Raw genomic sequence first — 20,304 nt, 5'->3', positions numbered from 1 at the left:
GCCTACCGCCGCCGCGCCCGCATCACCCGCGACAGCCCCGCCCGACTGCTCGACCTCTGACCAACATGGTCCCCAGCACTTCGCTGCCTTCAACGCTGGGGGAGCCTCTCTCCCGCAGTGTCAGAAAGGTGTAGCCGGCCGATGCCGCCCGTCATCGGGGTGGGCTTAATCTAGCCCGGGTACTTCCCTTGGAATGCAGGCGAGGACCTTGTGACGGGGAAATCCGCAGGCGATATGTCTTTTATCCATCGCCTTGTGCGGGTACATTTCCGACGCTCAACAACCTCGAGTGGCGGAAGTGGTGAGCGGCGGCGGAGAACAGGGTGCATCCACGGCCAGCCTAGCTCCTGGGCACTGCCCTGGCCGGCGTTTCCTCCGATCGTCAAGTCGGCTGCTGCCTTGGCGGCGGCTCGGTCTTCGCGCGGTGCTGGCCCTGGCCTGTGGGTTGCTGTGTCTGGTAACCGGGATTGCTTCGTCGCTGCTTGTCGGCCGCATGGCTGACCGACAGGTCCGTGCTGACATCGGTGCGGAGTTCGAGGGCGCAGCGCAGCGCATTTCCGATCTGCTGGACCGCGGCTTGGCCGAGCGGATGCGGGAGATCCAGATCATGGCGTCGCTCGACACGATCGCCAATCCTGCTTCCTCGATGGACAGCCGCCGGGCCGTCCTGCGGCGCGTGCAGGAAACCTATCCCTTCTACGCGCTGATCATCCTGATCTCTCCCAGCGGCCGCATCCTGGCGAGTAGCTCCGGCCTGCTGGAAGGCGCTGACGTTTCGGAACGCGACTACTTCCTCCGCGGCCAAGTCGCTCCAGTCGCCGCCGACGTTCATGATGCTTTGCTGATGGCGCCGCTTCTTCAGCGTCCTGCCTCCAATCCTCCTCGCTTCGTCGATCTCGCAGCACCGGTCCGCTCGGCGGATGGAACGGTGATCGGCGTCGTGGCGGCCCATCTGTTCTGGGAATGGGCCGAGGCTATCGAGCGGGACGTGATGCGGCCGATCGCCCTGCGCCATTCGGGGGCAAAAGCCTTCGTGTTCTCAGCGCAGGGCCATCCCCTGCTCGGCAGCGAACGGAGCAGCTCCGAAAGCCTGCACATCCTGGCTCCCAGGGTGTTCGACGCCCTGAAAAGGGGTGTGGTCAGTGGCAGCGTCGAGGAGAAGAAAGGAGATCCGGCCAGCACCCTCGTGGGCTTCTCGGCGACGGTTGGACATCAGGGCTTCCACGGCCTCGGTTGGAACGTGGCGGTGAGCAGCCCAACCCATCAGGCATTCGCGCCGGCACGGGAGCTTGCACAACAAGTGATGTTCTGGGGAAGCATCGCGGCGGCCATGGCCGTGGTTCTCGGCTGGATCGTGGCCGGCTGGATTGCTTATCCGCTTGAGGCCCTAAGTCGTACTGCCGAACACTTGAAGAGTAACCCGTCGGCGAAAACCGCTCCACTGAACCGTGGGCCCGCGGAAGTCCGCATGCTGGCCTTGACCTTGCGCGACATGGTGGATGCGATCCGCTCACGCGAAGCCGCGTTCTTCGAAAGCGAGGCGCGCCTGCGCTTCGCCACCGAGGATGCAGGCATCGGCGCCTGGGAAGTGACAGGCCGGTCCGACGTCATCACCTGCTCATCGCAAGCCTGGAAGATCTTCGGCTATCCCGCGCTGTCCGGAACCGTCACCATCCGCGAATGGCTCGATTGCATCGTCCCCGGGGACCGGCGCAGCGTGATCAACAGCTTCCGGCATGCGTGGCGGAAGCAGAGCGGCTGGGCCACCGAGTTCAGGATCACGCGGAAGTCGGAAAGTGAGATCCGCTGGATTCGCGTGAGGGGCACCATCCAGGGAAGTGGCGTGGGCAAGGCCCCGCCCGCTTACGGCGGCATCATCGAGGATATCACCGAACAGAAGGTTGGCGAGCGGGCCAGGGAATTGCTGATCAGGGAGCTGGATCATCGGGTCAAGAACCAGTTCGCGGTGTTCCACAGTCTTGTTCAGTTCACGGCCCGTGCCTCGGCCGATGCCACGGCTATGGCAAATACCTTGTGCGGGCGCATCCGTGCCCTGGCCTCGGCCCATGACCTGGTCCGCGATGCGGTGGGTGAGGGAGTGTCCCGTGGGCTCAGGGATACGACGCTGGAGAACGTGTTGGACGCCGTGCTGGGACCCTTCGGAACATCCGTCCGGCAGGAGCAGGCCAGCCCTGATGCACGTTTCACCCTGACCGGCCCCGGCGTCACCATCGCACCCGCCGCAGCCGGCGCAATGGCACTCGTGATGCACGAGCTTGCGACCAATGCGGTGAGGCACGGGGCGTTGGCGGCTGCTCAAGGTGCTGTCCGCGTGTCGTGGGCGGTGGCCGCAGGGCCGGACAGGCAGCAGGATCTGCTGTTGCGTTGGCAGGAGATGGGCCGGGCTGCCCCGGACCCGGACCGGCCGCAGAAGAAGGGATTCGGAACAGCCCTCATCCGGCAGAGTATCGAGGGGCAGTTAGGAGGCAGCGTCGCTTTCGACTGGGCCGGCAATCTCGGCTTGGAGGTCCTGATCGCGGTGCCCGTGCAGCGGCTGTCATCCTGAGGTCCATGCAGCCCGCTCCACGGGCGGCAGCGTACCAACCGGACCGATTCCTTGGACGGACAACGAATCAGTGGATCTTCGAGAAGGCTGCTTCCATTCCGTCGACCGTCAATTCACACGTCGCAGGAAGGCTGCACTGGCCAAGCCAAGAAGCGCCAGTTGACCCGCCATGAGCAGGAAGGCCAGGTCATAGCTGCCGCTCCAGCTGACCACCAGCGTGAATACCAACGGCCCACAGACCGAGCCGACGAAGCCGAAGAGACTGGCAGCGGAGGTCACGTCTCCGACCAGGGGCAGGGGCGCGACGCGAGCCAGCTCCGCCATGTGCACGCCGTTCCAGCCGATGGCGGTAACGCCGACCAGGGCGGCGCAGCCGTAAAGCGCCCAGGAGCCGCGATCGCCCAGCGTGACCAGCAGCCCGACTGCCAGGGCTGAGGCCACCGCTTGGAATGCGAGGTGCCGCAAGGCATGACCCATCCGGTCGGCCAGCCATCCCAGCAGGATGCGTCCTACCATGCTGGCGCCCTGCATCACCGCCACGATCTGCCCGGCCTCGGCCAGGGATGCGCCGTGGCGGGTGATGGCATAGGTGGCGGTGAAGGCCATGAGGCAGGATTGCAGAACGGAGAACGACGCCCCGAGGATTGTCAGCAGCGGCAGCGACGGATGCGCCCGCAGGGTGCGGATCGAATGGGCCAGCATGGCCAGCGAGAGCAGCGCGCGCGCCCAGTCGCGCCGGCCTTTGCCTCTGTCCTGGTCCAGTTGCCCGCGAAAGGGTTGAACCAGCAGGATCGTGAGCAGCGCGACTCCGATCACGGTTCCCAGCGCTGCCGGAAGACCCTGCGCCAGCACCAGGGGTGCCATCATCAAGCCTGCCAGAGCACCACCCAGGGGAACGCCGGCTTGCTTGATCGAGAAGATCAGCGTGCGGTGCCGGGGTGGTGCGGCGCGAACCAGGATCTGGCTGCCGGCCGGCGTGTTGTGGCCGGCTCCGAAGCCGATGGCCACGGCACCCAGAAGGCCAAGTAGTCCGAACGGCCACAACAAGGCGAAAAGGCCGAGCGCTATGCAGGCCAGGGCGATCTGTAATGTGCGAACTGGTCCGTAGTGGCTGAGCATGGGTCCACCGCATGCCAGGCACCAGCAGATCCCGGCAGAGGTCAGTGCGGAGACGAGGCCGATGCTTTCCGGCGGCAAGCCGGCCCGGGTCATCAGGGGCGGGCCCAGAAGCGGAACGGCGAGAGAAGCAAAGGAACTGACGGTTTGAACGATCAGGGTCGCGATCAGCGCGCTGACCCACAGTGGCGCTCTCAATTCAGGATTCCACCCTTCCGGCGATCGGAGGCCGCTTAGCCTCAGGCGTGTCTTTTTTCATGTTGCTCGTTGGGCAGCATTCGGCGCGGCACCGTTCCTCCAGCCGGTTTCATTGTTGAAGAAGATCGTCATCCGAACCATCGGCACATTGCCCAGGTCTGGCAAGCCGTCGCCGAGACAAGGAGGGCCGGGCATTCTGCCGCCGGTGCTGCGCAGGACCCCGGGTCCTGAGTGGGCGGCCCAGTGCATAAGCGTCTCAGGCGTCCTGACGCGCCGTCTCTGGCGGACGGATCGCATGCGGGCTGAGGTCCTTCGAAATGGTGCCAGCACGACCCGAGCATTCCCGGGCAGGAACATGCGGTGCCGCCGGAGCAGGCCGGTTCTTCAACGTCGCGATGGCATCCACCGCCGATCTGGGGAACCCGGCTCGGCCGCCACCGGGGGGGTTAGCGAGCCAGTTACATCTCCCGGCAGCCGCGAAGGATCACGCAGGTTTCCGCCGCCTTCAACGCCAAACGGCTTCAGGACAAACACTTCAGGCGCTGGCTAGGCGACCGGCGCCGCTTCGGCCACAGATCCGACGGCGCCAGAGAATCGAAATCTTCCGTACCCGGCGGTATGACCCGCAGCCGGAATTATGATATGTTACCGGCTGAGTACCGTTGGGTTCAACAGCTGAAAGTGCCGCCCGTGTCACCTCCCCGTAACGACCGTCAGAGGCCCTCCCGCCGCCGCGCCTTCGACGATGATGACTATTCTGGCCGCCCGAGCTTTCCCACCTTCCCAAGCTTCGGTGGGGCACCCGCGACGCCCGAGCTTGCCGCGACGGTGAAGTGGTACAACTCCGAAAAAGGCTTCGGCTTCGTCGAGCTTGCCGATGGCACCGGCGATGCCTTCCTGCACGCCAACACGCTGCAGAGCGCCGGCATCCAGGCGGTCAGCCCCGGGGCGACGCTGCAGGTCCGGGTGGGCCAGGGGCAGAAAGGGCGGCAGGTCGATCAGGTTGTGTCGGTCGACGAGAGCACGGCCGGCCCGGCTGCGCCGCAGCGCGACAGTTTCCGGGCAAGATCCCCGCGGCCACGGGAGCCCCGGCAGGCCGTTGACCTGAGCTCCGCCGTTGAAATGAGGGGCATCGTGAAGTGGTATAATCCCGACAAGGGGTTCGGCTTCATCAGCCCGCAGGATGGCGGAAAAGACGTTTTCGTTCACGCGACCGCGCTGGAACGGGCTGGCTTGTCCGCGCTCCAGGACGGCCAGCCGGTCCGGATGCAGGTGGTGCAGGGCGCCAAGGGCCCGGAGGTCGGTTCGCTCGAAACAGACTGATGCTGACCCGGGAAGCCGGAAGCACTGAACAAGGATGCGCGGCCTTCCTTCAGGAGGCGCGCATCGTCGAACACTGATCTAGGCTGGCCTCGGCCTCCTTGAGGGAGGTGTAGCTTGGTTCTTTGCCGGAACCCCCATCATGTTCCGGGCTGCCGCTATCGGCAGCAGATCGGTCGGGATTAACCCACGACCTCCTTCCGCCTCCGCGGCATCCAACGGGTCCTGTTGGCGTCCGGATCGGAGCCGGAGCCCTTGCGTGTGACGGATCCTGGTCTTCGCCCAGTCAACGGCTGCAGCGCCATCTGCCTCACCGGCATCCTGCGGATGCTGATCGATTTGCCGCGCGGGACTGCGTCTGGAACAATCGTGACAAGAGCGGATGTTAGGGGAGAATGGCGGGCATGGATGTGGTCAGTGCGATCAGGATGGTCGCTGTGCCGGCGCGGTCCGGTGTGCCGCCCCGCCAAGCCGGCGCTCCTTGGCTCTGCAACCCTCCGGCAATCTGCTGTGCTCAGCCTGGTCGTGCTCTTATGTCCGGACGGCGGGTGTGACGGGCCAGCAGCTCCTGGACTCGCGGACGGCCTGGATTCGCCTTTCCGCCATCATCGCCCTCTCCTCGCTGGGGGGAGTCGGGATGTGGTCGGTCATCGTGACCCTTCCTTATGTGCAGGCCGAGTTCGGTGTGTCCCGCGGTGCGGCATCACTGCCCTATACCTTAACCATGCTGGGCTTCGGCGCCGGTGGCATCCTCATGGGACGCCTCGCTGATCGATACGGCGTGATGAGGCCGCTGCTGGGCGCGACGCTGATGCTGGCGTTGGGCTACGTGGCCGCTGGGCTCGCACCGAGTCTCGCCATCTACACGCTCGCACAGGGCGTGATGATCGGCATGCTGGGGGCGTCCGCGGCCTTCGCGCCGTTGGTGGCCGATGCTTCCTTGTGGTTCCAGCGGCGACGCGGCATCGCCGTGGCCCTGGCGGCGTCGGGCAACTATCTGGCGGGCGCCGTCTGGCCGCCTGTGCTCACCTGGCTGATCGGCTTCTATGGGTGGCGCATGGCTCATCTGGCCGTGGGCGCGATCTGCCTGGTGACGATGGTGCCGCTCGCGCTGATGCTGCGTGCGAGGGCACCGGGGTCCAGGGGCGACGGCTTTGCCGGCCATCCCGGGGAGGCCAAGCCGCTTGGCCTCTCGCGGAACGCGCTGACGGCGATCCTCTGTTGTGCGGGTGTGGCCTGCTGCGTGGCCATGGCAATGCCTCAGGTGCATATCGTCGCCTATTGCGGCGACCTTGGCTACGGCGTCGCGCGGGGCGCCGAGATGCTCTCGGTGATGCTGGCCTGCGGCATCGTTTCCCGAATCGGGTCGGGCTTCATCGCCGACCTGATCGGCGGGCTGCCGACGCTGATGCTGGGATCCGTGCTGCAAGGGGCGGCGTTGTCGCTGTTCCTGTTCTTCGACGGCCTCACCTCGCTCTTTGCATTGTCGGCGCTGTTCGGACTGGTTCAGGGTGGGATCGTCCCCTCCTATGCGGTGATCGTGCGGGAAAGCTTCCCGGCCTCCGAAGTCGGAATGCGGGTGGGCATTGTCCTGATGGCCACCCTTGGAGGCATGGCGCTGGGCGGCTGGCTTTCTGGCGTGATCTTCGACGTGACCGGCAGCTACGCGGCCGCTTTCCTGAATGGCGTCATCTGGAACGCGGTCAATATGGCGATCGTGACCACGCTGATGCTGCGCCGTCGCGTGCACTTGGCCCCAGCATAAACCTCGGGCCCGAGAGGTGCACCGGCCTGCGTGTTCGTGAACGGGCCGGACAGGGCGAGGCTCCTCACGAGGATCACGGATGATGTGGCAAAGATGGCTGGTAGATGAAGCCGGGCGCTCCCTGTGCTTCCAGCGCCAGTCGTCGCCACATTCTGCGGTTGAGCTATCACGAGTTATTGACATTCTTCGGTTGGGTTGATTTCTCTACACCCAGAGCCGCAGATCCGGATCGGCGATTGGCCGCAATCAGAACTCTGTGATGGGCATTCGGCCCCGGCCTCGGAGTGCCGCCATGACGTTCAGGTTCTGCCACATCGCCAACCAGCAGCTTAGCCTGATGGCAGCAGGTGGCTTGCTGATGATGGCCGTCAGTCCGGCTGCGGCCAGTGAAAGCGTCGCGCTCCGGCCCGCCCAGATCCCGACGAGCGTGACCGATGTCGATGAGGCCCCGTTTTCCATTCGACTGGGATTGGGTTTTGCCGATTACCAGACGAGCGGCAGCGCCAGCTCCAACGGTGTCAGCATTCCCGACGCCTCGGTCGCCTTCGGAAGACACGCCGTGGGCAGCATCGAGGCGGGATGGAGGTTCGCACCGAACTGGAGCCTGTCAGTGCTCAGCGGCGTTCCGCCGACGGTTTCGTTGAAGGGGGAGGGAGCCTTCGCGGAGCTCGGCAAGCTGCGCGAGGTGACCTATGGATCGGTCATGGCCGGTCTCCAGTATCATCCTTTCGGCAGGAGCTGGATCGACCCTTATATCGGTGTGGGGCTCGACTACACGTTCATCTTCGGCACCTCTGGCGGCTCCATGTCGGAACTCCGGGTGGCCGATAATTTCGGCCCGATCCTGCAAGCCGGTGCTGAGTTCAAGCTGACGGACCGCTTCTCATTCTACGCCGATGTCCGGAAGATCTGGCTGTCCTTCGATGCGAAGGGCGTTGCTCCGACCGGTGCGGGCCCGCTCCCGGTGAGTGTTGAGGTGCACCCCAATCCTCTCGTGGCGACCTTTGGGATCTCCTATCATTTCTGACCACTTTCAGGGAACCGCCTCACCCTGGGGTCACGACACACCTTCGGACACTGAGGCCAGGTCCAGGCGCATCGCTGTGCGTGAATTGCCGACCGGGTGCGGGATTGAAACTGCTGCCGGCCCTGCACCGGGTCATCAAAGCCGACCTGCCGACGACGCCTCAGGGGTCTCCGCCGAGCGGAGATCAACGTTGCAGAAGGTTCGTTACGCCGACGCAGCCTGATTGCCCTCGTCCAGACCTCCTGCCTGCGAACGATGCCGAACTGCTGTTCAGGCCAGGTACTCAGCTTGGCGGGACGGTTGCCGGGTCGCTGGAGATCCGAGAAGGTATCCTTGCGCGAACGGGATGCCGTTGAGCTTCAGCCATTCGAGTTGACTGGGCTCCTCGACACCTTCCGCGACCACGTAGATGTTCAAGTCCATGGCCAGTCGCGCCACCATCCGGCAGATGGCCCTGACCTTTGGGGCATTGAGCTTTCTCGTGAAGCCCTTGTCGATCTTGATCCCATCCACATCGATATCCTGCAGATAGCTCAAGGACGAGTAGCCGCTGCCGAAGTCGTCAAGGATCAGCTTGGCGCCGCAGGCACGGATGTCCCGAAGCTGTTGCAAGGTCCGCTCGTCACCATCCAACAGGACGTTCTCCGTCACCTCGATACCGAGGCGGGAGGCAGGCAGGCCGCTTTCTTCCAATGCTTCCGCAAGCAATTGCAGGAACTGCCCACGGCGCAGCTGCCGGGGCGACAGGTTCACGTTGACCTGCACGCGGTGCTCCCATCCCGCGGCGTCACGACAGGCAATCCGTAGGACAAGTTCCCCGAGCCGCTCCATCAGGTCCGTGCGCTCGGCCGTTGCGATGAACTCGCTGGGCATCAGCAGGCCCCGTACCGGATGCTGCCAACGTGCCAAGGCCTCGCAGGCGACGACACTGCCCGTGTTGATGTCGACGATCGGCTGGTATGCGAGGATGATTTCCCCGTTGGTGATCGCCCGGTGCAGCTCGGCTTCCTGGCTCAGCCTCTGATGGTATTCCTGTTCCATCCAATCGGCGAACAGGCTCGCAGTCCGCTTGCCCTCCTCCTTTGCCTTATAGAGCGCAAGGTCGGCCTGGAGCATGAGCTTCTGGTGATCACGGGAATGGTCAGGAAACAGGCTGATGCCGACGCTGGCCCCGGGCGAAATGATGATGTTGTCGCCGATAAACGACTGATTCAACTTACTGATGAGCGCCTGGGCCAAAGGAACAGCCTGATCCCGGTCCAGGCTGGGCAGCAGCACCGCGAATTCGTCTCCACCGAGGCGGGCCACCACCGCAGCACTTCCGAAACATTGCTCGATCCGCTGCGCGACCCACTGCAGGAGGCTGTCGCCGACGCCGTGACCATAGGTGTCATTGATGCTTTTGAAGCCATCAAGATCGATCAAGAACAGGCCGAAACTGCGATCCCGGGTTGTGAGATCCGCCAGCGTGGAAAGAAAGGATTGCCGGTTGAGAAGGCCCGTCAGGCCATCATGCTTCGCCATGAAAGCGATCCGCAGATCGGCCTCATGCGCGATCGTGACATCCCGACCGATCCCGCGGAACCCGGTCGCTGACCCGCGATCGTTGTAGATGGGGTGGCCGGTCAGCCTCAGCCACCGCTTACGCCCGCTTTGCTCAAGGTAGACGAGAAGGTCGCGGAACGGCAGTCGTTGCCTGAGGCGGGACGCCAGGTTCGCGCGTTCGTTGTGGTCGTCGCTCGTTACCAGCAGCTGAAGTTCACGGCCCTGAAGATCCGCCGGAGAGACACCCATGGCGGAGGCCATGCTGCTATTGGCCTTCCGGATCAGCCCGTCGGCATCGATTTCCCAGAGCCAGTCCGGTGATCCCTCCTCGTATTCCCGCAGGAACACCCTCACCGTCTCGATCTCCCGCTGCAACGCGGCGCGGGCTTCCGATCGGCCGGAAAACGTCTTGTTGGTCAGGTAGATGCCGACCGATGCGTAACAGGCGAAGGATGTGAACGCCATGGCAGTGAAAGGATCGGCACCAGACATGACGAAGCTGACGGCGATCACGCAGAGAATCGCACTCGGGATGAAGAAACCGTAGGCGACCGAGCTTGGGACGCTCACGATCGGGGTCGAGACCACCCCGGTCGCCAGCCCGAGAAGCAGCGTGCTTCGCTCGGGTGGCCCATAATAGGCATAGAGGCTGATCAGAAGCCCCCAGCCGACCCCAAGGCAGGTGAAGAGGCCGCGCATCCTCTCGATCAGGCGCAGATCATCCCGTTCACGGCGCCAGCACAGAGCCATTCTGATGATGGCGGCGTAGTTCACGACAATGGACGCCGCCACCACCAGGATGATCGGGTACTCAAGGCCCGAAAAAGCGAAGGATGTCACCGCCGCATTGAAAGCACCGGTGACGGAGAACAGGAGGGACAGGAAATAAAGCAGCGAGGCATGGTCGTGCATGACCGCCGCCTCTTGGTCGGACGCCGGCTTTGCGATGCGGACCAGATCTACCACGGCCCGCACCAGAATGCGGGCCCTGGCCTTCACCGCGAAAAAACGCCGGCGTCGGGACTCTTTCATCCGCCGCGCCCGAAGATCTTGGGGATGATCATGCCCGTGCGCGCCTTGTAGCGTGCGTAGGGACCGGCGATGGCGGATGCCTCGAAACGCTCCTCCTCAGCCCGTGCCGTGACATAGTACCAGCCGATCAGAACCAAGGCGAAAATCCATTGGAGACCATCCGCTGCCAGCGCGGTGCCCAACCAGAGCATGCTGTAGGAGAGGTAGAAAGGGTGCCGGACCAGGGCATAGGGCCCTGCATCATGCACCATGGTCGGGGTGCCGGGCTGGTGGGCCACGGCGGGAGGCCGCGTGCGCGTGGTCGACACCGCCCACCAGAAGAGGCCCGTGGCACCGGTTGCCAGAACAACCGTGGCCATGGCTCTGCCCGGCGGTACGCTGTGTTGGACAATGATCCAGAGAAATGAAGCGAAAGCGAGCAGGCTGAACGCCGACAAAGCTCGCATTGCGGGCGGCAGGCGGCCTTCGACCTGGAAATGTCCCCTGACGCCCCAGGCAAAGGAGACGAAGGCCACGGCCGTGCTGATGATGGTCAATACGGTCCACATGAATGGCTCCTGCGTCATGTCAGCGGGTCAGCTTCAGGGTAACAGGTTCACCCGCAAAGAAGCCTTCCAGGTTCTCGGTAGCTGCCGTTAACGGGTCCATCATGGGAACGGCGTTCCGAACCTTGTCGTAGCGAACACGGTCGCTTGCCATCAGCTGCATATTGCAGCTCAAGCCGGGGTAAGGGCGTGGAGCCGAAGCAGCATCATAGCCAAGACGGCGATAGAAAGGAGCATGGTTCGTCCGGACGCATGCTAAGTAAATCTGAGTATGGGCGCAGAGGGATATATAGCCCGCCATGCGATACAGCAGAAAAACCAAACCCTGGTTATTTTCGGCTTCCGGAGCACGAACCAGGCGATTGACCTCGATCGCGCGCCCGGAAAACGAATCCGACGCATCCAGGTTCAAAAGCGCCGCCACTTCGTCTGGGAAGGTATCCGATGCCGGAGAGGTGTCGTCCGTATCGCGACTGAGCAGACATACGCGGACGGACGCCACGGCTTGGTTTCCGTCATAGATCACCACCGTCTTTGCATTCGGCATGTCATCATAGCGGTCTGAGAAGAACCCGGAACTGTTCGGTTGTATATAGCCCGACGCAAAGTAACTGCGATAGCGAATCCGGTATGCGTCGCTCCTGACCCCGTCCGTCGTTGCGAGCCTGGCGTGGTACACTTGGCCACGCGCTGAGCGGGATGAAACCAATCGCGCAGCGATGGGCGGTGTCGCCGCCACTGGGTGGCCGACCTGATGGAAGGAGCGGGGGATGTTGTTGGTCGATGACATGAGATCTTCCTCGGGTGTTTGGGACAAGCCCCACCCGACGCTATCTGCGCTGAACCCGGAGGGCAGCTACTCGCGTGCAAGTCGCGCGAAAGTTGGGTAGTTTTCTTCCCGAGCCAGTTGGCCTACCCTGGTCGTACCTGACCCGGTGGGCGAGCCATGTCTGGATGGACGGGAAAAGGAGGCCCGAGTCCTCTCTTTAACGTTAACTCGTGCGGGTTACCTTTGCGAGCGTCATCGATGAAATTTCGTGGCACTATCGCAACGAGTAGAGATGCAGCATCTGTCAGTGCCGTTCGGACCGATGCTGCCGATGTCAGGAGAGGCTGCCGGTGTTCCTCGAACCGATCGCAACGATACGAGAATTTCGTGAATTGGATGAGGGAGAGGTGATGTGCGGGTACATGGATGGCTTCCAAGGTATTACTTGTGAAGCCTCCGCTCTGACCCGCTCATACTTGCATGGCTGGCGGAACGGTGCTGTTGATAGTGGCCTGATGGAACCTAACGCGGCTTATATTGAGCTTGAAGCAGAATTCATGGACCTCCGCGAGCCATGAGTACTTGAGATTTATGATTTACCTTCCAAACGCGCATGAGCCGCCTTCGCTTGGAGGACGCAGGGCTGATGGCATCAGGAATTGCGACGCCTGCGATGCGACCTTTGGTGATCAAGGCAGTATGCTTGATCGTATCGGAGGCATCCCCGCGGGCAAGCCATCCGACGTCGCATTGAGCATACGAGCACCGAGATGATAGGGCTGAACCAGCCAGGCGCCGAACGCGCTGTCGATGAGCCTTGGGTGGATCGGCTAGGCAATTTCGCTGCGATCGGCCCAACGACGTTTCAAGCTTCGGCATACCGGCGGACCGACAGCACAGGCAGTTCCGACCGCACGTCATCGGCTCGAAGCGGGCAGCCCTAGCCAGCGTCAAAATCAGCACAGCATCCCGGCGGCGGCGGCAGCGTTGCGGAGAGGTCACGACCCCTTCGTCACCGGCCCCGGATGCCGGCCGAACATCCTTGCCTATACTGGGTAGGACGGCTCCGCCCCTCTGGAGCTCGGGCATTTCGAGTTCCCTACCTCCTCTCGCCCGGCAGGTTAGGGGATCGTCCGCATGTCTCCCGTCGGTCCGCCTGCAGGGTTATTAATTCCTGTCCGCAGGGAAAGGCAGTCGAACGTCGAGGGCTGCTCCAAAGGAGCCGATTGATACCATCATGGAGCGGAGGTTTGCGACAACGGGAAGTTCAGACGTTTCCGACAACATCTAAGGATCGGAAGTGGGAGAGGCATCCGATGGCCTCTCACCAGCTTGAGACGATGGGCTTCAGGACGTCCGCGGCGCATCCGCATGAGAGCCCGTCATCTCCTCAGCGCGGACCCACCGGTCGAACTCTTCGCCAGTGACATGACCCAGCTTCAGCGCGGCCTCCCGCAAGGTCGTCTTGTCACGATACGCGGTCATGGCGATCTTCGCGGATTTCTCGTAGCCGATATGAGGATTCAGAGCAGTCACCAGCATCAGAGAATTGTCCAGATGCTCGCGGATCCGTTCCGCATTCGGCTGAATGCCGCGGGCACAATGCTCATCGAAGGCACCGCAGGCATCCGCGATCAGCTCAGCCGATTCCAGGACATTGTGGACCATCACCGGCTTGTAGACATTGAGTTGGAAATTGCCCTGACTTCCCGCGAAGGCGACGGCCGCATCGTTGCCATACACCTGCACGCAGACCATGGTCATCGCCTCGCTCTGGGTCGGGTTGACCTTTCCTGGCATGATGGACGACCCGGGTTCATTCTCCGGGATCAGTAATTCGGCGAAGCCGGCCCGGGGGCCGCAGGCGTACCAGCGAACATCGTTTGCGATCTTCATCAGGGCGCCTGCCAGTGTCCTCAGCGCCGCGCTGCAGTTCACCAGGTCATCATGGGCGGAGAGCGCCGCGAACTTGTTGGGCGCGGTCACGAAAGGCTTGCCTGTTTCCGTTGCGATCCAGCGGGCGGCGGCTTCCCCAAAACGGGGATGCGCGTTCAAACCGGTGCCCACCGCCGTGCCGCCGATCGCCAGACGGTAGAGCCCTTGCAGGGCATGCTCGATCGTGGCGGTGGCATCGTCCAGCTGTGCCACCCAGCCGCCGATCACCTGACCCAATGTCACCGGGGTTGCGTCCTGCAGATGGGTACGACCCACCATCACAACATCCCGGAACTCCCGGGCCTTGCCATCCAGCGTGTCGCGCAGGCGCTGCACGGCGAGGATGGCGACGCCCGATATCACCTCCACCGCGGCGATGTGCATGGCAGTCGGGAAGGTATCATTGGATGATTGGCTTCTGTTCACATCATCATTCGGATGCACCGGCTTCTTGGAGCCCAACTGGCCACCTGCCAGCTGGATCGCCCGGTTGGCGATGACCTCGTTCGCATTCATGTTGGTCTGAGTGCCGGATCCTGTCTGGAACACTACCAGGGGGAACTCGGCATCCCAGCGGCCGTCGATCACTTCCTCCGCCGCGCCGACGATCAGGTCGGCCTTGTCCCGCGGCAGCTGATCGAGTTCCGCATTCGCCAGTGCTGCGGCTTTCTTCAGGATGCCGAGGGCACGGATGACCGGCCGTCCGAACCGGAAGCGGTCGACACCGATGGGAAAATTCACCCGCGACCGCTGGGTCTGGGCGCCCCAAAGGCGGTCGGCGGGGACCTGGATTTCACCCATCGAATCGGTCTCGATCCGGAATTCTGCCTCCGGGCTGCTCTGTTGTGCCATCTCATCCTCCGCTTCGAACTGGAGGTAAGGTCGGAGATCCATGCAAGGATTACCACCCATCCCACCATGGCGAATCAACGCGTGAACCGCTGGACCGATGCTCCACCTGGAATGGCAGGCCGATGGGAGCGACCTGCGCCCAACTGCCGGAGCAACCCTCCGAAGCGGCGCTCAGTGCGTGATCCGGCTTTGGCGCTCCATCTTTCCTGCGCGCTGCCTCCGTCGAGGGGCCGATCTCCGGCGAGGGAGTGACGCGATGCCCTGGCCTGTTGCAGAGGCACTTCCCACATGGGATCGCTGCGGCTAGTGGTGCGACGCCGTCATCAGGAGAGCACCATGGCCGAGATCGTATACTCGGATGATGATCCCTTCACGGGAGAACTCCGAGCATTCGCCAATCGCGACGGCTCTGTCGTCATCGAGATGCGGGATGAGAGGGATGCTCCCTTTCTGGTCCTGAGCGCATTGGAGGCGGCGCGGCTGATGACCGGCATGCGTGCCGCCATCGGCGCGATCGAAGCTGACGTCAGGAAGGCTCTTCCCCCGGAGGAATAACAGCCTAGCTGCCGCGATCATCCCGTCAGCCCCCTTTCAACAGGTAAAGGGCTTGGACGGAGCCGAGTGTTCCAGCCTGGGACGAGGGTCATGGGCTCGGGCGTCCCTAGCCCGGTGATCCCGTGCACGCGAAGCTCTCGCCCATCGCTGTCCGATGGCGAAGGGCCTCTTCACACCTGGGCGCGAGCCACTCGGCTGAGCCTGGTTGAACATCGGCCTGTCGGGGCACGTGTCCTGGCGAAGGGTCCTGCCGGCCAACCGAGATGTCTATCCCATCGGCAAGCCGCCCATGGCGGCGTGTCCGTCCCAAGCCGGACCCTGTACCACCCTCCATGATGCCATGAGCCTGGCGGCCCTCACATGTCGATCGCATCGAGTGCCTGTGCCAGATCGGCGATCAGGTCGTCCGGATGCTCGATCCCGATGGAAAGGCGCACCAGTCCGTCGGTTACCGCGAGTCGTTCCCGAACCTCCAGCGGCACGCCGGAATGGGTGGTCGATGCGGGATGGCTGGCGAGGGATTCCGTGCCGCCGAGGCTGACAGCCAGCTTGAAGATCCGAAGCGCGTTCAGCATCCGGAAGGCAGCGGCCTCCCCACCCCTGATGTCCAGGCTGAAGGTCGAACCCGGCCCGGTGCATTGTGTCTGATAGACTTGGCGAGCCTCGCTGCCCTCCGCCAGGAAGTCGAGCGAATGCACGCGGTTGACTTTCGGGTGTTTGACCAAGAAACCTGCGACCACCTGGGCATTGCGGGCTGCTTCGCGCATCCGGAGCGACAGCGTCTCGAGTGACCGTCCGACCATCCAGCAGGAATGGGGATCAAGCTGCGTGCCGATGGCACCCCTGAGAAGCCGTATCGGCTGCACGTGACGATGGGCGCCCGTGACGGCGCCTCCGACCAGGTCACTATGGCCACCCACATATTTGGTCAGGCTATAGACGGAAAGGTCCGCGCCATGCTCCAGAGGCTTCTGGAACACCGGACCCAGCATCGTGTTGTCGCAAACAACAACCGGCCGGTGCCCCTGGGACTGCCCGATGTGATCGGCCACGTCGCGGACCACGGATAGATCGACCAGCGAGTTCGTCGGATTGGCGGGTGTTTCCACCATGATGGCACTGACCCGGCCCTGAGCCATGGCACGCCCGGCTGCTTGTGCCACCACCTGGCTTCTGATGCCGTCGGAAAACCCCTGCGCTTGCACACCTCGATCCGAGAAGGTGCGCGCCAACAGGGTTTCGGTGCCGCCATACAAGGGCTGAGAATGAAGGATGACATCGCCGGGCCGAGTATGGGTCAGCAGCGTGGTGGCGATGGCCGACATGCCCGAGCTGAAAACCAGGGACGCTTCGGCAGCTTCGAAGGCCGCCAGCCGATCCTCGACGATCTCGGAGTTCGGATGATTAAAGCGGGAATAGACCAGGCCGGCACCGCCGGGCGGTACCGGCTTCCGGCCCGCGACAACGTCGAAATATTCTTTCCCTTCCTCGGCGGACCGGAACACGAAGGTTGAGGTCAGGAACACGGGGGGCTTGACGGCACCTTCCGAAAGATGGGGATCGTAGCCGTAACCGAGCATCAACGTTTCCGGATGGAGGCGCCGGTTGCCGATCCGGTCATCGCGACTGTGGTCTTTGCCCAATTGTGCCTGTCCCGCGCAGTAGGGTCGCGATTCATCGCGACATGAACTCTTCCAGGAACGCGCAGGGGGCATGGCGGGATGCAGCGCTTGAGGCATCCTGTTCAGCCTGGAGCAGGGGGGCGGCAGGCGGAGCAGCCTTTCACCAAGGATGCCCGCCTTCGGCCTTCTTCGCAGCTCCGCCAGGATCTTGTGAGCCGAGCTGGGTGCAGGACCGGGCTAGGGCTTGAAGCGGGTCCAGCCTGGAACCTGGGCGCTCAAGGTCACTTCCCGCCATTTCGGATGCCGCGGAGGCTGCAGCAACTCCGGAAACTTCTGATTGAAGCGCTCCAGGAAGCGGAGGAGTTTGCCGTGCCGCTCCGTGCCTGGCTTCCACGCATAAACCGCGAGCACCGCTCCGACAGCCACCGTCTGTACCGGACGATCCTCCGCGACGAGGTTCGGGTAGTCGGCGTGCTCGATCGACGCCGGCAGATAGGTCTGCAGCAATTGCGGCGCCAGTGGAAGGGACAGAAGATGCAGCCCTTCATCCGCCCGCACGCCGCCGAACAGCCGGGTCGGCTTGCCAGCCACATAGACAAGCGCCGCGATCTCGCCACGCCGCAGCCGCTCCAGCGCCAGATCTTGGGGAGCGTGAACGGCCTCCACCGCGACGCCCAGGCTGCCGAAAACGAGAGAGGCGGTCATCGCCGTGCCACTGCCGCGCAGATCAACATTCACCGGTTGGCCGGCAAGGTCCTCGACCTGTTCGATGTCGCGCCGGGCGAGAACATGGAATTCCTCATCGTACAGCTTGGCGACGTATTGCACGAGCTGACCGACACCGGGAAACAGGCGGTCACGGGTCGCGGCAGCCATCACATCGGACTGCACGATGGCGATGTCGATGCCGCGGACGTAGAGCAGATCTGAGATGTTCTGCAGGGAACCTTTTCCGACCACGGGCAGGATCCGCAGGTAATCGCCATCATCCAGCACCGCGGCCAGATCGGTGGCAATGCGGATATAGGTACCATCGACACCGCCGGAGATCATCCCGAGCGTGCCGAAATTGGCGTCCCGTGTGGCCTCCGCCGCGCTGCGCCGCGGAGCGGTGCCCTGAGCCCGGGCCGCCGTGCCACCGATCATGCCGCAAATCCCGGTGGCTAGGGCCGCACGCCGGCCCAATGCGCCAATCGCCATTCTTCAACTTCCCTGCAGGGTTCTTGCTTTCGTCAGCGCGGCTGAAGGCGCGCCAGGAGGGGCGCGACCTGCGTTTCTCCTAGGGCAATGGCCTGCCGGTACCAGCGTACAGCCAGAACCGGGTCAGGCCGTATGCCCTGGGCACCGATATCTTGAAGATAAGCAGGATCATAGCTGCGCCCCAGCGCCGCTGCGGCCTGCCCGTTGCCGGCTTCGGCGGCATAGGCGTAAAGACGGCGCGCCGCCGAAACATCGCGCAGAGCCATCATCTCGTCCGCTCGCGCGAGAATCCGCTCCAGCCCGGCCGGCGGCGGAACGGGGCGCGGCGGTGCAGCGCGGCCGGAAGCGGCGGCCGCGTTCTCAGCCAAAGTCGGTTGTTCAACAGCCGGCGTCTGAACCTGCGGTTGCGGCTGCGGCTGCGGGAGGGATGCGACAGGCGGTTGCGCCGACGGTGGGGAACTCGGATCTGCTGCCTGGGCGCTAGGTGCCGCGTTCGGCCGCGGCACCGTTGCTGGCGGGGAGGGCTCGGCCGCGCCGAGCGTTTCCGCCCGGCGGGCCCAGACCAGCGCGAGCAGGGGGTCGGACGGAACCTCGCTCGCTCCCAGTCCGCGGAGGAAGTCCGGTGCATAGGTCCGGCTGAGCGCCGCCGCGGCCCGTCCGCTCCCGCCCAGCGCAGCCTGCTGGTACAGCAGGCGGGCCGCGGCGACGTTGCCGCTCGCCAGCTGTTCTTCGGCACGCCCGATCAGGCTCAGCTGTTCCTCCCGGCTCAGCGTCGGATGGCTCACGACGGACGCAGCGGGTGTCACCGTATCGAAAGCGGAGGCCGGCGGCGTCGATGCGGGCGCCGTCGCGCTGGTGCCGCCGGTGCGTTCCGGCGCCGTCGCATCGACGTAGCCGTCAGCAGCGGCATCCGCCGCACCGCGTTCCGAAGGCTCGCGAGCGGCAGCCGTGTCATCGATGATATCACTTCGCACCGGCGCCTGCTCTTCCGGCTCCGTTATCACCGGGGGAGGTGCTTCAACAGGATAGATGGCGGCTGGTGCGGGCGGATCGCTGCTTTCCGGGTGTTCCTGAACAGGAAACGCCTCGCCCAGGACGTCGGACAAGGTCTCAGAGTCGCCCAGAGCCACAAGCGTTGCCGGAGCAAGCAGTCTGTCGCCGATGGATGCAGGGTCATCCTGCCGCCGATCATCAGGGAGGACGCTGTCCAACTTGTCTGACGAAGCGGACGATTGTGCATCGCCAGCAGCGTCCGAGGCATCCAGCGACGGCCGGGAAACGATCTGGATCGACTGGCCCGCCGCAAATCCGGCCTCGCCTGACAGCACCACGTCATTCGTGACGGAGGCCAGTTCCGTCTCGTGAACGTCGTCCAGCGGCGCGGGAAGCGGTGCGAGATCGGAGACAGATGCAGCGCTGGCGTCCGCAAGCGGCAACGCTGTTCCGCCATCGGTGTTCGTGCGCGCCGATGGAAGGACTAGGTCACGTCCCGCCATGACCGGATCGTCGAGATAGCCGGGCGTTCTCGGCGGCAGAAGCTCTGGCATGGCGATGGACGGTGCCGCCTCGGTCGGCTGATCTGCGGCCCTGTCCTGCGTGGCAAAGTTGGATTCGAGTCGGGCCAGTTCCAGATCCAGTTGGTCGGCAGTGGCCAGAAGCTGAACAATCTCGGTCTGAAGGTCAGTGATCTCCTGCCCGGCTGCGGACGAGGTCTCGCTCGGTTGCGCGGGAGCCTCCGAAACAAGGACCGCTGCCCTCGCCGCAGGAGATTGCGCGGCACTAGCTGCGGCCGCCGGAGTGGGGGATGGCAGATCCCGCAGTTCGATCGTCTGGCTCAGCCAATGCGGCAGGAAAAGAAATCCGAGGCCACCGACACCCAGCAGACTTCCCGAACCGAGAACATAAAGCATTCTCGCCAGCCGGCCGCCGGCCTGCGACGGCGAGCCACTGCCGGCGTCCACCGATCCGGAAGGGCCGGAATGGCTGCTCGGCAGAGGCGTATGGTGTGGGATCGCCATGATCCGCACATGGTCGGATTTTGTTTCGGTCTCGCGCCAGTCAAGAAAAGGTGAGAAGCGGGGGGACGAGTTTCCCGTTCCCGGCTCCGAAAGCGCTCTCCCTCCTGAACATCGCCGAGGCAGCGCTTCGAAAATCTCCGGGGATGAATGCCGACTCGGCTGCCGGCAGGATGGAGCGCGAAGCGATATTCCCGGATCTGCGGGATCAGGCGCTTCGCTCAAGATCAGTGATGGCCGGC

General features: G+C 63.9%; 14 protein-coding genes. 6 read left to right on the top strand and 8 right to left on the bottom strand.

Features of this window, described 5'->3' with window-relative positions; genetic code table 11:
* The first annotated feature begins 424 nt into the window (after positions 1-424).
* Positions 425-2,566, top strand: a complete 2,142-nt coding sequence (locus tag D2K64_RS19195) for an HWE histidine kinase domain-containing protein (RefSeq protein WP_157985949.1) — start codon at positions 425-427, stop codon at positions 2,564-2,566.
* A 108-nt stretch (positions 2,567-2,674) separates the two neighbouring features.
* Here the strand turns inward: D2K64_RS19195 and D2K64_RS19190 are convergent, their stop codons facing one another.
* Positions 2,675-3,880 (bottom strand): MFS transporter, encoded by a 1,206-nt coding sequence (locus tag D2K64_RS19190; RefSeq protein WP_157985948.1) that lies wholly within the window; start codon positions 3,878-3,880, stop codon positions 2,675-2,677.
* Positions 3,881-4,522: 642 nt separating this feature from the next.
* Between D2K64_RS19190 and D2K64_RS25980 the strand changes: the two genes are divergently transcribed.
* The 3 genes from D2K64_RS25980 (at position 4,523) to D2K64_RS19175 (ending at position 7,992) form a co-directional block, all read left to right on the top strand.
* Positions 4,523-5,203, top strand: coding sequence for a cold-shock protein (locus D2K64_RS25980; RefSeq protein ID WP_120009993.1), 681 nt, complete (start codon positions 4,523-4,525; stop codon positions 5,201-5,203).
* Between the two features lie 478 nt (positions 5,204-5,681).
* Positions 5,682-6,965 (top strand): MFS transporter, encoded by a 1,284-nt coding sequence (locus D2K64_RS19180; RefSeq protein ID WP_238384298.1) that lies wholly within the window; start codon positions 5,682-5,684, stop codon positions 6,963-6,965.
* A 292-nt stretch (positions 6,966-7,257) separates the two neighbouring features.
* Positions 7,258-7,992, top strand: a complete 735-nt coding sequence (locus tag D2K64_RS19175) for an OmpW/AlkL family protein (RefSeq protein ID WP_157985947.1) — start codon at positions 7,258-7,260, stop codon at positions 7,990-7,992.
* Positions 7,993-8,262: 270 nt separating this feature from the next.
* Here D2K64_RS19175 and D2K64_RS19170 read toward each other — a convergent pair whose 3' ends face one another.
* From D2K64_RS19170 to D2K64_RS25600, 3 genes are read right to left on the bottom strand one after another with little or no spacing between them, the layout of a single operon-like run.
* A complete protein-coding gene (locus D2K64_RS19170) occupies positions 8,263-10,569 on the bottom strand; it encodes a putative bifunctional diguanylate cyclase/phosphodiesterase (protein ID WP_120009990.1) in 2,307 nt (768 codons plus the stop codon).
* Positions 10,566-11,135 (bottom strand): methyltransferase family protein, encoded by a 570-nt coding sequence (locus D2K64_RS19165; protein WP_120009989.1) that lies wholly within the window; start codon positions 11,133-11,135, stop codon positions 10,566-10,568. Before D2K64_RS19165 ends, D2K64_RS19170 begins: the two co-directional genes overlap by 4 nt.
* Before the next feature lies 1 nt (position 11,136).
* Entirely contained in the window at positions 11,137-11,904 is a 768-nt protein-coding gene (locus D2K64_RS25600; protein ID WP_238384297.1) for an N-acyl amino acid synthase FeeM domain-containing protein, read from the bottom strand.
* Between the two features lie 329 nt (positions 11,905-12,233).
* On the opposite strand from D2K64_RS25600, the gene D2K64_RS19155 reads away from it, so the two are divergent.
* Complete coding sequence (locus tag D2K64_RS19155; protein ID WP_120009987.1) at positions 12,234-12,461, top strand: hypothetical protein; 228 nt, start codon at positions 12,234-12,236, stop codon at positions 12,459-12,461.
* Between the two features lie 769 nt (positions 12,462-13,230).
* On the opposite strand, the gene fumC is transcribed toward D2K64_RS19155, so the two are convergent.
* Entirely contained in the window at positions 13,231-14,670 is a 1,440-nt protein-coding gene (gene fumC / locus D2K64_RS19150) for a class II fumarate hydratase (RefSeq protein ID WP_120010000.1), read from the bottom strand.
* A gap of 336 nt (positions 14,671-15,006) precedes the next feature.
* On the opposite strand from fumC, the gene D2K64_RS19145 reads away from it, so the two are divergent.
* The gene (locus D2K64_RS19145) at positions 15,007-15,225 is read left to right on the top strand and encodes a hypothetical protein (protein ID WP_120009986.1); all 219 of its coding nucleotides are present in this window, start codon (positions 15,007-15,009) and stop codon (positions 15,223-15,225) included.
* 356 nt (positions 15,226-15,581) lie between these two features.
* Here the strand turns inward: D2K64_RS19145 and D2K64_RS19140 are convergent, their stop codons facing one another.
* The 3 genes from D2K64_RS19140 to D2K64_RS19130 all read right to left on the bottom strand — a co-directional run bounded on the left by D2K64_RS19140 (position 15,582) and on the right by D2K64_RS19130 (position 20,065).
* Positions 15,582-16,868 carry a cystathionine gamma-synthase family protein gene (locus D2K64_RS19140; protein ID WP_238384296.1) on the bottom strand — a complete coding sequence of 429 codons (1,287 nt, stop codon included), beginning with the start codon at positions 16,866-16,868 and terminating at the stop codon, positions 15,582-15,584.
* A 216-nt stretch (positions 16,869-17,084) separates the two neighbouring features.
* A complete protein-coding gene (locus tag D2K64_RS19135) occupies positions 17,085-17,993 on the bottom strand; it encodes a TAXI family TRAP transporter solute-binding subunit (protein WP_120009984.1) in 909 nt (302 codons plus the stop codon).
* Between the two features lie 86 nt (positions 17,994-18,079).
* The gene (locus D2K64_RS19130; protein WP_157985945.1) at positions 18,080-20,065 is read right to left on the bottom strand and encodes a hypothetical protein; all 1,986 of its coding nucleotides are present in this window, start codon (positions 20,063-20,065) and stop codon (positions 18,080-18,082) included.
* Between the last annotated feature and the right edge of the window lie 239 nt (positions 20,066-20,304).

The sequence above is a fragment of the Teichococcus vastitatis genome, assembly GCF_003604215.1.
In the GTDB taxonomy this organism is placed as follows: domain Bacteria; phylum Pseudomonadota; class Alphaproteobacteria; order Acetobacterales; family Acetobacteraceae; genus Pseudoroseomonas; species Pseudoroseomonas vastitatis.
Note: the sequence above shows the minus strand (reverse complement) of the source record. Positions and strands in the feature narration are given on the sequence as shown.